This window comes from Paraburkholderia sp. RL18-101-BIB-B (genome assembly GCF_046026985.1).
Classification (GTDB): Bacteria; Pseudomonadota; Gammaproteobacteria; order Burkholderiales; family Burkholderiaceae; genus Paraburkholderia.
The window spans coordinates 323,253-337,250 of the sequence record NZ_JARESV010000001.1 but is presented as its reverse complement, the minus strand read 5'-3'; the positions used below and the strand labels follow the sequence as shown (position 1 = coordinate 337,250).

The 13,998-nt window shown below is 63.6% G+C and carries 11 protein-coding genes; 2 read left to right on the top strand and 9 right to left on the bottom strand.

Annotation, left to right across the window (positions count from 1 at the left end; genetic code table 11):
* Positions 1–10: 10 nt before the first annotated feature.
* The 7 genes from P0D73_RS01490 to tauA all read right to left on the bottom strand — a co-directional run bounded on the left by P0D73_RS01490 (position 11) and on the right by tauA (position 8,419).
* Complete coding sequence (locus tag P0D73_RS01490) at positions 11–772, bottom strand: sulfite exporter TauE/SafE family protein (RefSeq protein WP_408429243.1); 762 nt, start codon at positions 770–772, stop codon at positions 11–13.
* Positions 769–1,806 carry a phosphate acetyltransferase gene (pta, locus tag P0D73_RS01485; RefSeq protein WP_408429241.1) on the bottom strand — a complete coding sequence of 346 codons (1,038 nt, stop codon included), beginning with the start codon at positions 1,804–1,806 and terminating at the stop codon, positions 769–771. Before pta ends, P0D73_RS01490 begins: the two co-directional genes overlap by 4 nt.
* Positions 1,807–1,948: 142 nt before the next feature.
* Positions 1,949–3,781 (bottom strand): sulfoacetaldehyde acetyltransferase, encoded by a 1,833-nt coding sequence (gene xsc / locus P0D73_RS01480; RefSeq protein WP_207915703.1) that lies wholly within the window; start codon positions 3,779–3,781, stop codon positions 1,949–1,951.
* 168 nt (positions 3,782–3,949) lie between these two features.
* Entirely contained in the window at positions 3,950–5,383 is a 1,434-nt protein-coding gene (phnY, locus tag P0D73_RS01475) for a phosphonoacetaldehyde dehydrogenase (RefSeq protein ID WP_408175373.1), read from the bottom strand.
* Positions 5,384–5,599: 216 nt separating this feature from the next.
* On the bottom strand, positions 5,600–6,520 hold the full coding sequence (locus P0D73_RS01470; protein WP_408175113.1) for an ABC transporter permease subunit: 921 nt from the start codon (positions 6,518–6,520) through the stop codon (positions 5,600–5,602).
* Positions 6,513–7,328, bottom strand: coding sequence for a taurine ABC transporter ATP-binding protein (locus tag P0D73_RS01465; RefSeq protein ID WP_408175111.1), 816 nt, complete (start codon positions 7,326–7,328; stop codon positions 6,513–6,515). The genes P0D73_RS01470 and P0D73_RS01465 overlap by 8 nt, the downstream gene beginning before the upstream one ends.
* Before the next feature lie 32 nt (positions 7,329–7,360).
* Entirely contained in the window at positions 7,361–8,419 is a 1,059-nt protein-coding gene (gene tauA, locus P0D73_RS01460) for a taurine ABC transporter substrate-binding protein (RefSeq protein ID WP_408175110.1), read from the bottom strand.
* A 275-nt stretch (positions 8,420–8,694) separates the two neighbouring features.
* Here tauA and pdxR point away from each other — a divergent pair, with 275 nt between their 5' ends.
* Positions 8,695–10,227 (top strand): MocR-like pyridoxine biosynthesis transcription factor PdxR, encoded by a 1,533-nt coding sequence (gene pdxR / locus P0D73_RS01455; RefSeq protein WP_408175108.1) that lies wholly within the window; start codon positions 8,695–8,697, stop codon positions 10,225–10,227.
* A 26-nt stretch (positions 10,228–10,253) separates the two neighbouring features.
* Here pdxR and P0D73_RS01450 read toward each other — a convergent pair whose 3' ends face one another.
* Complete coding sequence (locus P0D73_RS01450) at positions 10,254–11,006, bottom strand: IclR family transcriptional regulator (protein ID WP_408175107.1); 753 nt, start codon at positions 11,004–11,006, stop codon at positions 10,254–10,256.
* A gap of 118 nt (positions 11,007–11,124) precedes the next feature.
* A complete protein-coding gene (locus P0D73_RS01445; protein ID WP_132377972.1) occupies positions 11,125–11,961 on the bottom strand; it encodes an IclR family transcriptional regulator in 837 nt (278 codons plus the stop codon).
* Between the two features lie 205 nt (positions 11,962–12,166).
* Between P0D73_RS01445 and P0D73_RS01440 the strand changes: the two genes are divergently transcribed.
* Complete coding sequence (locus P0D73_RS01440; RefSeq protein ID WP_408429237.1) at positions 12,167–13,822, top strand: GMC family oxidoreductase; 1,656 nt, start codon at positions 12,167–12,169, stop codon at positions 13,820–13,822.
* Positions 13,823–13,998: the final 176 nt, after the last annotated feature.

The window sequence follows — 13,998 nt, the reverse complement described above, 5'->3', positions numbered from 1 at the left end:
ATCAGGCGCCTTAGCGGATCAACTGCTGCAACGCATGCAGAATCAGCGAGCCGCCAATCACCACCAGAATCGCATACGCGATACGGCGCGTCATCACACCCGACAGAGGCGGCGGATACTGCCGCGCCACGATCGTCATCAGCGCGACGACCGGGACCGCGAACGCGGCCTGCATCCAGAGATCGGCGTCGAGTTGACCCTCGTACGCGCTAAACAGCGTGCGAGTGATCGACGTCACCGTAAAGATCAGAATCAACGCGTAGCGGATCTGCACGAGCGAGAGCGGCTGGCGATAGAACTGAAAAATCAACGGCGGCCCGGATACACCGAACATGCCGCTCAGCAGCCCACCGAACACCCCGCTGACGAAGAAACTCCGATTGCCTGAGCGGCAAGCGAGCGGAGCCGGCCGCAGCGCCGCGCTCAGGCCGCCATACAGCACCACGGCGCCCAGCAGCAGTTGCAACACGCCGGAAGCCGCATTGCTCAACAGATCCAGCACCAGCACGCCGGCGACCACCGACGGCAGAATGCCCAGCGTAGCGGCGCCCACCGCGCGCCAGTCGATGTGATGAAATTTGCCGGGCAGGGCAGTCGCGCTGTTGGCGAGGGTCACGAGGCTGAGCAAAGCGGCGAGACTCGTGACCGGCGCCAGGTCGAGGCCGCTCGCGGCGCCGATGACGATCATGCTCAGACCGAAGCCGGTAATGGTTTGAAAATAGCTCGCGACGCCCATCAGTGCGAGGAGCGGCAGCAACTTCTGAACGATCATGAATGAGACGGTGTGAGGAGGGCGTCGGGATGCGTGAGCGCGGCTTGAGCCTGAACCGCGGTGACGGCGGTGACGTAGTAGATGTCGTCCGCGCTGCAGCCGCGCGACAGGTCATTGGCGGGCTTGCGCAGGCCTTGCAGCAAGGGGCCGATCGCCTTCGCGCCGCCGATCCGCTCGGCCAGCTTGTAGCCGATGTTGCCCGCCTCGAGACTCGGAAACACCAGCACGTTGGCGTGGCCCTCCACCTGCGAGTGCTTGACCTTGCGAAGCGCGATTTCGGAGACGATAGCCGCGTCGAGTTGCACGTCGCCGTCGATCGCGAGATGCGGGCGGCGTTCCTGCACGATGTGGGTGGCGTTGACCACTTTGTCGACGGCCGCATGATGAGCGCTGCCGCTCGTCGAAAACGACAGCATCGCCACGCGCGGCTCGTCCATCAGCAGGCTTTTTGCGCTGTCCGCCGCGGCCATCGCGATCTCGGCGAGTTGGGCGGCATCGGGTTCCACCACGAGCGCGCAGTCGGAAAAGATCAGGCCGCCCTTGAGCGTGTGGAACGGCTCGCACAGCATCATCAGGAAGAAGCTCGACACGAGCTTGAATGAAGGCGCGATGCCGATGATCTGAATCGCGTTACGCACCACGTCGGCGGTGGTGTTGACCGCGCCGGACACGGAACCGTCGGCGTGGCCGAGGCGCACCATCAGGTTCGCGAAGCATAGCGGGTTGAGGATTTCGCTCTGTGCTTGTTGGAGCGTCATGCCTTTCTTGCTGCGCAGAGCGAACAGTTCGTCGGCATATAACGGTGCCAGCGCCGAAGTGGCGGGGTCCACCAGTTCCATACCGTTTAGATCGACGTCGAAGCGGGCGGCGGCTTCCCGGATGCGCGTGGCGTCACCGACCAGCAGAATGCGCGCAATGCCTTCGCTGCTCGCGCGCTGCGCCGCCTGCAACACGCGCGGATCCTCGGCCTCGCTCAGCACGATGCGCATCGGCGAATGGCGCGCTTGTTCAATGATGCGGTTGATGGCTTTCATAGGAGTGGCCGGTTGAAAAGGCAGCGAGACGTACAACGGAGAAGCCGGAGACAGAGCGCCCGTGCGGGCGCAACTGTTTCCGGCCTGTGAGCGCGGCGGGCTCCGTCCGTCTGAGCACGAAGCCCGCCGGCGCCCAAAACGCTCAGACGTAGTCCTTATACTTGTCGAGCATGCGCACCGGCTTGGAGAGCGCGTCGCGGCGGAACGGATCACCCAGTTCACGGGTACACATGATCTCGATGATGGTGGTCTTGCCGTGGTTCATCTGCGCGTCGATCGCGCGCTTGAGCGCCGGGCCGACATCTTCGAGACGGTCCACCACGATGCCCTCGGCGCCCATCGCGCGGGCAATGGCGGCGAAGCTCTGGTTGTCGAGTTCACCCGCGACGAAGCGGCGATTGTAGAAGTCCACCTGGTTCTTCTTCTCGGCGCCCCATTGGCGGTTATGGAACACCACCGCCGTCACCGGAATGTTGTGGCGCACGCAGGTCATGGTTTCCATCAGGCTCATGCCCCATGCGCCATCGCCCGCATACGAAACGGCCGGGCGATGCGGCGCGGCGACCTTGGCGCCGATGATGGTCGGAAACGCGTAGCCGCAATTGCCCCAGCTCATCGCCGCGAAGAAGCTGCGCGGCTTGTTAAAGCGCAGATAACTGTTGGCCACCGAGTTGATGTTGCCGATGTCGGTCGAGACCATCACGTCCTCGGGCATGGCCTTTTCCAACTCGCGCAGCACCTGGCGCGGATGCAGATAGGTGCCGCCGCCGGGCGTGCGTTCCTGCTTCTGCTCCTCGATCATGTCGAGGCTGTAGGCGTCGCGTTCGTGCGTCCAGTCGTCGAGCTCTTTCTCCCACGCCGCTTTCTCCGATGCGATCTGGCCGCCGCGTTCCTCGCGCGTGGCGTCGCAGGCAATCTTGCGTCCGGCAAGGCGCTCGGTCAGCGCGACGGCAGCGGCTTTCGCGTCGCCGCAGATGCCCACTGAGATCTTCTTCACCAGGCCGAGCATCTTGTGGTCGGCATCGATCTGGATGATCTTGGCGTTGGTCGGCCAGTAGTCCATGCCGTGCTGCGGCAGCGTGCCGAACGGTCCGAGGCGCGAGCCGAGCGCGATCACGACGTCGGCGCGCGACAGCAGCTTCATCGCCGCCTTCGAGCCCTGATAGCCGAGCGGACCGCACCACAGCGGATGGTTGGCGGGGAAGGAGTCGTTGTGCAGATAGCTGTTGACCACCGGTGCGTTCAGGCGCTCGGCGAGCGCCTTGCACTCTTCGATCGCATCGGCCATCACCACGCCGCCGCCGGAAATGATCACCGGAAATTTGGCTTGCGCGAGCAGTTCGGCCGCTTCGTTCAGGCTTTGCTCACCACCCGCGCCGCGGTCAAGACGCTGCGGCTGGGGGATCTCCACCTTGACCTGACCGTAGAAGTAATCGCGCGGGATATTCAACTGCGTCGGCCCCATCTCCGCCATCGCGCGGTCGAAGCAGCGGCCCGTGAATTCCGCCATGCGCGCCGGATGGGTGACGTGGCCTTGATACTTGGTGAACTCCTGGAACATGGGCAGTTGTTTGGCTTCCTGGAAGCCACCCAGACCGATGCCCATGGTGCCGGCCTCCGGCGTGACGATCACGACCGGGCTGTGCGCCCAGTAGGCCGCCGCAATGGCGGTGACGCAGTTGCTGATGCCCGGGCCGTTCTGGCCGATCACCACGCCGTGACGTCCCGAGACGCGCGAATAACCGTCGGCCATGTGGCCGGCGCCTTGCTCGTGCACCACCGGAATCAGGCGGATGCCGGCGGGCGCGAAGATATCCATGGCGTCCATGAAGGCGGAGCCCATGATGCCGAACATATCGGTCACGCCGTTGGCCGCCAGGGTTTCGACAAACGCTTCCGACGGCGTCATGGCCTGCGGGCCGCTGGCACGGTTGTCGGCGGTAGCGTCACGCGGGGAAGGATTCTGCTCGCTCATGGGGTGTCTCCAGCTCTTTGAGATAAGTGGAACAAAAAATACCGAAAAATACGTGGTGTCTGAAATGTAGGTCAGCGGTTCCTGTGCGTCAACCTAAATTCAAATAAATGGAACGTTTTGTATCAAAAAAAGTATGTGTGCCATGGCGACGAAAGGCGTCACTATCCCTCACTGCCATGGCAACGAGTACGTCTTCACGTTGGTAAAGCTCTTGATCGCTTCCTGAACGCCTTCCTTGTAGCCGAGCCCCGAATCCTTGATGCCGCCGAACGGCGTCAGTTCGAGCCGGTAGCCCGGCACCTCGCGCACGTTCACGCTGCCCACTTCCAGCTCCGCGATAAACCGCGTGATGTAGTCGAGCCGGTTGGTGCAGACGGAAGAGGACAGGCCGTAATCGGTGGAGTTGGAAATACGGATCGCTTCGTCGATATCGCGGAAGCGGATGACCGGCGAAACTGGCCCGAAGGTTTCATAGCGGACGAGCGGCATATCCGGCGTGACGCGATCGACCACGGTCGGCGAATAGAGCGCGCCGCGGCGCACGTTGCCGACCAGCAGCTTCGCGCCGCGGCTCACGGCGTCGTTGACTTGCGCTTCGAAGAACTTCGCGGCGTCCTCGTCGATCACGGTGCCCATATCGATTGCAGGGTCGGCCGGGTCGCCGTAGCGTATCGCGCGGGTCTTCTCCACCAGCAATTCGACGAAGCGGTCCGCCACCGCTTCATGCACGAGCATCCGCTTGATGGCGGTGCAGCGCTGCCCCGAGTTCTTGTACGAGCCGGAAACGGCCAGCGTGCTCGCTTCGTCGAGGTCCGCGTCTTCCATCACGATGATCGGATCATTGCCGCCCAGTTCCAAAACTGCTCGGCGGTAACCCATCTTGCTCGCGATGTATTTGCCGATGGCGACCCCGCCGGTGAATGTGATCAGGTCGACGCGCCGGTTCGTAATGAGTTCGTCAGCGATGTCTTTCGGGTCGCCCGTCACCACCTGGAGCATTTGTGGCGGCAGGCCGGCGCTGTAGAGAATGTCGGCAAGCAGACACGTGGACAGCGGCACCTTTTCGGACGGCTTGACGACGATCCGGTTGTTGGTGGCGATGGACGGCACGATCTTGTGCGCCACCTGGTTCATCGGATGATTGAACGGCGTGATCGCGCAGATCACGCCGAGCAGCGGCTCGCGCTGCGTGTAGACGCGGCGCTGTTTGCCGTGCGGCGTCAGATCGCAGGAGAAGACCTGGCCGTCGTCCTTCAGCGCTTCATTGGCGCCGAAGACCAATACGTCGCTGACGCGGCCGGCTTCGTATAGCGAATCCTTTTTACAGAGCCCCGATTCCGCTCTAATCAGATCGGCGATTTCGGCGGTCCGCTCGCGCACGATATCCGCCGCGCGGCGCAGGATCTGCGCACGCTCATAGCGCGTGAGCCGCGCGCGATAGGCGTGCGCATACTCGAAGGCGTGCCGCACGTCGTCCACGGTGGCTTTCGGAACGGTGCCGACCAGTTCGCGCGTATAGGGGTTGAACACCTCGATGATTTCGGTGTGCGTGATCTTTTCACCACCGATACGCATGGCCTCGTGCCGAACTGCACAAGGCATCCTGGGTTTGACGATGGCGTTCAAGCGGCCCCCTGACTGGATTGACGATCGCGGAAGATAAATGTCTTACCGTTGAGGTTGATATTGCCGTTGGGCACGGCCACGGGGTAGAGCCAGCTTGGGGGAGTCGCTGAGTCCAGCGCCGGGTCGCTACGTGACGCAAAAAAGAAAGGGCCCGAAGAAGGGCCCATGTCAGCGAAGTACCGCGACGCTTCCTCAGACTTTGCCTTTCCAGGGCACCAGCACGCGTTCGATATAGCGCATCAGCAAATCGAAGCAGAGCGCAAAGAAGCCGATCACGATGATCCCCATGATCACCACGTCGCTCGCGAGGAATTCCGCCGCGTTGAGCACCATGAAGCCGAGGCCGCTGGTCGAGGCGACCATTTCGGCGGCCACCAGCGTGGTCCAGCCCACGCCGATGCCGATTCGCATGCCGGTAAAGATCTCCGGCATCGCCGACTTCAGGATCACGTACAGCACCACTTGCGTACGCGAGGCGCCCATCGAATACGCGGCGTGAATCTGTTCGATCGACACCGACCGCACGCCGGCACGCGCGGCAATGGCGAGCGGCGCGAAGATCGCCAGGTAGATCAACAGCACCTTCGAGAATTCGCCGATGCCGAACCAGATGATGATGAGCGGCAGATAGGCGAGCGGCGGCAACGGCCGGTAGAACTCGATGGGCGGATCGAATGCGCCGCGCGCGAAGCGCGACACGCCCATCATCACGCCGACGGGTATCGCCGTCAGACAGGCGAGCGCGAATGCGCCGAACACCCGCAGCAGGCTGATGCCGGTGTGCTGCGCGAGCGTCGAATTGGCAAAGCCTTCCGTCGCGACAAAGATGAACTTCGCGTAGACGGCCTGTGGCGACGGCAGGAACAGCGGCTTGATCCAGTGCAGATTGGTCGCCGCGAACCAGAGTGCGATGAACGCGGCGACGGTGATGAGGCTGGTGGCGACACTGCTGCCTTGCCCCGGCACGCCGAACGTGTCGCCGGGCCGGGCGGGTTTCTTCGCGAGCATACGGGGACCGCGCCCCGGTCGGCGGGGCGGCCGGACCGGCGTGTTCGTCTCCATGGGCGCGGCCTCGCCGTGCAACACGGCATGAGCGGATTTAGAACTAAACATGAGCGACTCCGGCCTCGGCGCCGTGCAGCTTCTCGTCGCCGTAAATGATGTTGAGGACACGCTCGCGCATTTCGATGAAATCGGGACTCGATTTGATCGCCCGTGCGTCGCGCGTTTCGAGAAAACGGCGATTGAAGTCCAGTTCGTAGGTATGCGTGATGCGGCCGGGACGCGGCGACATCACGATCAGCCGACTCGCGAGGAACAGGGCTTCCTCCACACTGTGCGTGATGAAGAAGAACATCTTGTTGGTCTTCTTCCAGACGTCGAGCAGCAGCTCCTGAATAGTTTCGCGAGTGAGCGCGTCGAGCGCGGCCATCGGCTCGTCCATCAGCAGCATGGCGGGATCGCAGGTGAGCGCGCGGGCAATGCCGACGCGCTGCTGCATGCCGCCGGAGAGCTGATAGATCATGTGCTTGTGGAAATCCTGCAAGCCGACCAGCGCGAGGTTGCGCACGGCGATTTCACGCCGCTGCGCGCGCGGCACGCCTTGCAGCTTGAGGCCGAATTCCGCGTTGTCGATCACGTTGAGCCACGGCAAGAGCGCATGCTTCTGGAACACCACGCCGCGGTCCGCGCCCGGCCCCGCAATGGGTTCGCCACCGAGCAGCAACTCGCCCCGGCTCGGCGCGATGAAGCCGGCCATCAGCGATAACAGCGTAGTCTTGCCGCAGCCAGACGCGCCCAGCGCGACCACGAAGTCACCCGAGCGGATAGTCAGGTTGATATCGTCGAGCGCCTGCACGGTCTGACCGGGACGCCGCCCCGGAAACACCACGCTCACGTTCTTGACAGTCATGTTTTCCATGTTGCCTCCCGATCCCAAGGATCACGGTTACGTCATTTGAGCTTCGCAGCGGCGTCGGCATAAGCCGGCGTCACGAATTTCGAGTAGTCGGGCAGGACGGCGCTGATCTGCTTCTGGCTCTTCAGGAATTCCGAGGTGTCTTTCAGCGCGAGCGCGGCGCGGCTCGTCGTGCCGCCGCCCAGCCATTGCGCGGAGGCCTGCTCGCCGAGCGTGGGGAACGCGTAGAGCGACAGCGATGCCGGCACGTCCGCCGGCGAGCCGCCGATCATCTTCGCGATGGCCGCGGCTTGCGGCGAGCCCGCATTCCATTGCGACGGATTGCTGCGGTATTGCTGGTCCGCGTCGGCGATTGCCTTGACGAGTTTCGCCATGAAGTCCTTGTGTTCCTCGCCCCATTTGCGATCGACCGCAATGCCGTCGAAGGTCGGCTTGCCGAGCTTCGAGAGGTCGCCGGACGTGATCAGCACCTTGCCGCTTTTCTTCAGTTCGGCGAGCGCGGGATCCCACACGTAGGCGGCGTCGATGTCGCCGCGCGACCAGGCCGCGACGATCTGATTGGGCTGCATGTTGAGAATCTTCAGGTCAGACGGATTGATGCCCCAGTGCTGCAGCGCGAACATCGTGTGATAGTGGGTCGTCGAAACGAACGGCACGCCGATGGTCTTGCCCTTCAGGTCCGCCGGCTTCGTGATGCCGGAGCCGTTGCGCACCACCATCGCTTCGGCCTGGTTGATGTTGTCGAGAATCCAGAAGAGTTGCAGATCGAGACCCTGGCTCACGGCGGCGGCGAGCGGGCTGGAGCCGATCACGCCGACCTTGACGTCGCCGGATGCCAGCGCGGTCGCGACTTTCGCGCCGGACTCGAACTGCCGCCAGTTGATCTTGTAGCCGGTGGCCTTTTCGATCGACCCGTTCGCGATGCCGACCACCCACGGATCGACGATCTGCTGATAGGCGATCGTGATTTCCTTTTCCTCCGCGTGGCTCGGTGTCGCCGCAAGGCTCGCCGTCGCGGCGAAAACCAGCGACAGGACGCAGCGTGCCGTCCATTGGAACCACGGCTTCGATGTCGGGTTTTTATGGCGTTTCATAATAGGTCTCACAAAGGTCTGAACAGCGGCTGTTTATGGAGCACGGAAGTCGTGTGGCCACGACGGGTGCTTGTCCCAATCGCCTTGGACGGGGTGAGTCGAGTATCGTCAGTAAAAAATAGAGCAAGTTAGTGCCAGACGGCGCCGATCGTTGAGTCCACATCGGCGCGCCGAAGCGCTCTGGCCGGCACGCGCCCAACACCGCCAAGGCGGCAGGGGCTGTCGCGCGCAGCATCGTCGTGACTGGCGCGGCTCTTTCACTTTCAGGAGGAAGCATGTCCAGCCGTACAGCGACGGCCCTTTGGACGCAGCGTTTTCAGCGTCCGAGCGACTCGAACATGAGCCTGCAGGGGCAGATCCGCCAGATGCTGGTGGCCGCGATTCTGGACGGCCAGCTGCCGCCGCAGACCGCGTTGCCGTCCAGCCGGGAACTGGCCGATCAACTGAGCGTCGCGAGAAATACGGTCGTGCTGGCGTACCAGCAGCTCGTGGAGGAGGGCTATCTGATTTCGCGCGAGCGCAGCGGGCACTTCGTCAATCCGGCGATGCTGGAGGGACGCCACGGCTTCAAGACGCCCGCGCAGACGGTCCCCACCAGCAGCGAGCACGACCAGGCGCCCGCGCGGCCCGATTGGGGCCAGCGTGTGCAACGTCGTCCCTCCGCGCAGCGCAATATCGTCAAGCCGGGCAACTGGCAGGACTACGAATATCCGTTTATCTACGGGCAGTTCGACCAATCGCTCTTTCCGACCAACGACTGGCGCGAATGCTGTATGAAGGCGCTGTCGGTGATGGAGATCCGCAACTGGGCGCCCGATCTTATAGGCCGCGACGACGACACACTGATCCAGCAGATCCGCACGCGCGTGCTGCCGCGGCGCGGCGTGTTTGCGATGCCGGATGAGATCGTCATCACGATCGGCTGTCAGCAGGCGTTATATCTGGTCGCCGATCTGCTCGCGCGCCAGCGCACCACGGTGGGTTTCGAGAACCCCGGCTATCCGGACGCGCGCAATATCTTCGAGAACCGCAATGCGCAACTGGTGCCGCTGCCGGTGGATGAAGGCGGCGTGCGCCCCGTCGAGGACGCGCATCTGTTCGCCCAGTGCGACTACGTCTACGTGACGCCGAGCCATCAATGCCCGACCACGGCCACCATGCCGATCGAACGCCGGCATGCTTTGCTCGAACTCGCGCAGAAGCACGACTTCGTGCTGATCGAGGACGACTACGAAAGCGAGAACAACTTCTCGGGCCTGCCGCATCCGGCGCTCAAGAGTCTGGACAAGGCCGACCGCGTGATCTACATCGGCAGCTTGTCGAAGACGTTCGCGCCCGGCTTGCGGCTCGGGTATATCGTCGGCCCGCGCGAACTGGTGCACGAATTGCGCGCGCTGCGCCGGCTCATGGTGCGGCATCCGGCGGCGTACATTCAACGTGCGTTCGCGACGTTTCTCGCGCTCGGCCATCACGACGCGCTGCTGCGTAGGCTGGCCCACGCTTATCGCGAGCGCGCGCTGGTGCTGATGGCGGCGCTCGATAAATACCTACCCGAAGCGCGTCACATCCCGATTACGGGCGGGGCTTCGTGCTGGGTGGAAGGCCCGCCTTGGCTCGACGCCGTGCGTCTTGCCGCCGACGCCGAACAGCACGGCATTCTGATCGAACTGGGCGGCGTGTTCTTCATGGACGGTCTGGAGCAGAAGCACTGCTTCCGGATGGGCTTCTCGGCGATCAAGCTCGACAAGATCGACGCCGGCGTACGCCTGCTGGCTGAACTCGTGCGCAAGCAGAAGCCTGCGACGTAACGCTTGCGCCCGTTATGGCGCTCGCGTCAGAACGTGGCCGCGAGTTCCCTGGCAGCTTCCTGAAGACGCGGCACGAATTCGAGCGCGCGCGACAGCGGCGCACGCGAAACCGGCGCATGCACGGCGATCGCCGCGATGCACGCGCCGTTCTCATCGATAATCGGCGCCGCCACGCACACGATGCCGGCCAGAAACTCCTCGTTATCGATCGCAATGCGCTTGTGCGCGGTCCGGTCGAGTTCCGCCTCGAGCAGTTCCGGATCGGTGATGGTGTTCTGCGTGAAGCGTTCGAGTTTCAGCGCGCGCACGAGTGCCGAGCGCTGTTCGCGCGGCAGCATGGCCAGCAGCAGTTTGCCGCTCGCGCTGCAATACGCGGGAACATGCGAACCGGGTTTGAGATCGAGGCGCAACGGCCACGGCGCTTCCATGCGGTCGAGATACAGCACCTCGGTTTCATGCAGCATGGTGAGATTGCAGGTCTCGCCGAGATCGGCCACCAGACGCGCGAGGATCGCATGACGCAGGCGGCGCGCGCCGGAATGCATCACCACCCCCAACGCGAGTTGCGCGAGCCGCGGGCCGATCACGTAAGCGTTCTTCTGGCCCGGCTCGCGGATCACGAGCCCGCCCGCCTCCAGCGAAGCAAGCATGCGATGCAGCGACGCCTTGGGCAACGCGACGTCCTGCGCGATGTCGGCAAGCGACACCGGGCCGTCCGCGTTGACGAGGTGTTCGAGCAGCGCAAATGCGCGCAGCGTCGGAGTATCCGCTTTGGTCATGCCTGCCGTTCCGGAAAATGGATCGGCGTCATTGTACAGCTCCGTTTTACGCCGCCCGCCCTTGGCGCCGCCGGCTGGGGACTCCGCCGTGTCTAACGGATCGCTCATGGGAAAGGCCTCAGCGCTCATGGTACGGATGCTCCGTGGAAGGGCCGGCGGATAACAGCGGAGCCAGCTTCAGCGCTGCGTCCTTGAGTTTCGGCACGGCCTTCAACAGGTCGTTCAGACTCGCGCGCGCGGTCGGCGCATGAATCGCCAGCGCGGCCAGCACGTGCCCGTCGCTGGCATCGCGCACCGGCACCGCGACCGCCACCATGCCGCGCACCAGCTCCTCGTTGTCGATGCCGATGCCGCGCACGGCGAGCCGGTCGAGTTCGGCTTCGAGCAGATTCAGTTCCGTCAGCGTGCCTTGCGTTCGGCGCTCCAGTGTCAGCCGCGCGAGCACGGGACGGCGCTCGGCCGGCGGCATCTGCGACAGGAACAGCTTGCCGCTCGCGGTGCAATGCAACGGCACACGCGTACCGGGTTGCAGATGCAGGCGCAGCGGTTCAGTGGTCTCCACGCGCTCCAGATAGAGAACAGTGTCGTGATCCAGCGCGGTGAGGTTGCAGGTTTCGCCGAGCGTGTCCACCAGCGAGCGCAGCAGCGAACGGCAGGCGCGCCCGAAGGTGTTGTTGGACAGCGTGGTGAGCGCGAGCTGCGCCGCTTTCGGGCCCAGCGTGATGCCGCGGTCCGTGCCGCGCGAATCGGGCAGATGCGTCACATAGCCCTGCGCTTCGAGCGATTCGATCAGCCGCATCAGCGTCGCTTTGGGAATGTGCAGGCGCAGCGAGAGTTGCGAAAGCGAAAACGGCTGACCCGCGGCTGCGAGTTGTTCGAGCACGGCCAATGCGCGCAGCGCCCGTGAATCCTCGGCGAGAGGTTCACCGCGTGGGGACGAGCAGAGTGCTTGCATACGCTTCCTTGCTGTCGATCAGTGGCTGTCCAGCGTCCGCGTACGCCGCGCGGGCCGGCGGGTCATTTCTAAAAGTGAAACAAAAACCGCAGTTTCTGTTTCAGATGAGCCGATAGTAGCGGGAATTTCTTGAACAGGAAACGGGCTGAACATAAATTTCAACGAAACATACCGTTTTTTATAAAACATGCAGGAGACAGGTCACATGGCAGACCGATTCGACTTTGTCGTCGTCGGCGCGGGATCGGCGGGTTGCGTGCTGGCGAACCGGCTTTCCGAAGGCGGCCGCTACTCGGTATGTCTACTCGAAGCCGGCCCCGCCGATCGCTTCATGTGGATTCATATCCCCATCGGCTATGGCAAGACGATGTTTCACCCGGTCTACAACTGGGGCTTCTATACCGATCCCGATCCGAACATGCACAACCGCCGGCTCTATTGGCCGCGCGGCCGCACGCTGGGTGGCAGCAGTTCGATCAACGGTCTGATCTATGTGCGCGGACAGAAGGACGATTACGACCACTGGGCCCGCCTTGGCAATCGCGGCTGGGGCTGGAAAGACTGCCTGCCGTACTTCAGGCGGCTGGAACACAACGAACTGGGCGAAGGTCCGACGCGCGGTGTCGACGGACCGCTGTGGGCCTCGACGATCAAGCAGCGCCATGAACTGGTCGACGCGTTTATCGCGGCCTCGAACTCGTTAGGCGTGGCAAGCATCGACGACTTCAACACGGGCGATCAGGAGGGCGTCGGCTACTACCAGTTGACTACCCGCCGCGGCTTTCGCTGCTCGACGGCCGTCGCTTATCTGAAGCCCGCGCGGCAACGCCAGAACCTGCATGTGGAAACGGATGCGATGGCTTCGAAGATTCTGTTCGAAGGCACCCGCGCTTGCGGCGTGCAGTACCGGCAACACGGCGAGCTGCGGGAAGTGCGCGCCAATCGCGAAGTGATTCTGACCGCCGGGGCGCTGCAGTCTCCGCAATTGCTGCAACTGTCCGGCGTGGGACCGGCCGCGCTGCTGCGCGAGTTCGGCATTCCCGTGGTGGCCAACCGCGCGGGCGTCGGCGAGAACCTGCAGGACCATCTGCAAATCCGTCTGATCTATGAAGTGACGAAGCCGATCACGACCAACGATCAACTGCGTTCATGGACCGGGCGCGCGAAGATGGGCCTGCAATGGGCGCTGATGCGCAGCGGCCCGCTTGCGGTCGGCATCAACCAGGGCGGCATGTTCTGCCGGGCCTTGCCGGAGGAGTCGGTGACACCGGATATCCAGTTCCATTTCTCGACCTTGTCGGCGGACTCCGCGGGCGGCAACGTCCACGACTTTCCCGGCTGCACGTATTCGATCTGTCAGTTGCGCCCCGAATCGCGCGGCGTGGTGCGCATTCGCAGCGCCGATCCGCGTGAGGCGCCGTCCATCCAGCCGAACTATCTGGACACGGATCTGGACCGGCGCACGACCATCGCCGGCGTGCGTTTCGCGCGTCGCGTCGCGGCGGCTGAGCCGATGAACGGGCTAATGAAACGCGAGGTGCGGCCAGGCGCGGACGCGCGAACCGACGACGAACTGCTCGATTTCTGCCGGGAGTACGGACAGACAATTTTCCACCCGTCTGGTACAGCGAAGATGGGCGCGGCAGGCGATCCGCTCGCGGTGGTCGACGAACGTTTGCGCGTGTACGGCACCCAGGGGCTGCGCGTGGTCGACTGCTCGATCATGCCGACGCTCGTGTCGGGCAATACCAATGTGCCGATCGTGATGGTGGCTGAAAAAGCGTCGGACATGATTCTGCACGACGCAAGCGGTGTCGATCGAGGTGTGGCGACGACGCCCGCGGCGAAAGTGGCCGCATAACATAGCAGGTGCAAAACAACGGCGGGCACTATCCGCCGCAATACGCAGCCGCGGGACGGCCAGCGAATGGACGCCCCGGAGGCTGCACATAAACCGCCCCGGAGGAGACAACTGGGGTTCCCGGCCGGCCGTGCGTATCGACACGCACGGCATGGCCGTCCATTGAGGAGCTGCTG

Coding starts and splice junctions, on each gene's coding strand:
- P0D73_RS01490 (WP_408429243.1), bottom strand. CDS start 772: ATGATCGTTCAGAAGTTGCTGCCGCTCCTCGCACTGATGGGCGTCGCG.
- pta (WP_408429241.1), bottom strand. CDS start 1,806: ATGAAAGCCATCAACCGCATCATTGAACAAGCGCGCCATTCGCCGATG.
- xsc (WP_207915703.1), bottom strand. CDS start 3,781: ATGAGCGAGCAGAATCCTTCCCCGCGTGACGCTACCGCCGACAACCGT.
- phnY (WP_408175373.1), bottom strand. CDS start 5,383: ATGCCTTGTGCAGTTCGGCACGAGGCCATGCGTATCGGTGGTGAAAAG.
- P0D73_RS01470 (WP_408175113.1), bottom strand. CDS start 6,520: ATGTTTAGTTCTAAATCCGCTCATGCCGTGTTGCACGGCGAGGCCGCG.
- P0D73_RS01465 (WP_408175111.1), bottom strand. CDS start 7,328: ATGGAAAACATGACTGTCAAGAACGTGAGCGTGGTGTTTCCGGGGCGG.
- tauA (WP_408175110.1), bottom strand. CDS start 8,419: ATGAAACGCCATAAAAACCCGACATCGAAGCCGTGGTTCCAATGGACG.
- pdxR (WP_408175108.1), top strand. CDS start 8,695: ATGTCCAGCCGTACAGCGACGGCCCTTTGGACGCAGCGTTTTCAGCGT.
- P0D73_RS01450 (WP_408175107.1), bottom strand. CDS start 11,006: ATGACCAAAGCGGATACTCCGACGCTGCGCGCATTTGCGCTGCTCGAA.
- P0D73_RS01445 (WP_132377972.1), bottom strand. CDS start 11,961: ATGCAAGCACTCTGCTCGTCCCCACGCGGTGAACCTCTCGCCGAGGAT.
- P0D73_RS01440 (WP_408429237.1), top strand. CDS start 12,167: ATGGCAGACCGATTCGACTTTGTCGTCGTCGGCGCGGGATCGGCGGGT.